The organism is Pectobacterium betavasculorum (assembly GCF_000749845.1).
GTDB classification, from domain to species: domain Bacteria; phylum Pseudomonadota; class Gammaproteobacteria; order Enterobacterales; family Enterobacteriaceae; genus Pectobacterium; species Pectobacterium betavasculorum.
On sequence record NZ_JQHM01000093.1, the window covers coordinates 1 to 212 of the forward strand.

Here is a 212-nt window from a genome sequence, read left to right on the forward strand (position 1 = left end):
GTGGCCGGGCGTACCCGCACCGAGCTGGAGCCGCTGATCGGTTTCTTTGTCAATACGCTGGCGCTGCGCAACCGGGTGGACGGCGAGGCATCGGTGGGTGCCTTGCTGGCGCAGGTAAAAGCGACCACGCTGGCGGCGCAGGCGCATCAGGATGTGCCGTTTGAACAACTGGTGGAGGCGCTTAACCCGACGCGCAGCCTGTCGCATAACCC

At 65.6% G+C, this 212-nt stretch carries 1 protein-coding gene; it reads left to right on the forward strand.

What is annotated here, in order from left to right; genetic code table 11:
• Positions 1-212: condensation domain-containing protein (locus KP22_RS21235; RefSeq protein WP_156107298.1), on the forward strand; the 212-nt coding region annotated here is incomplete at both ends.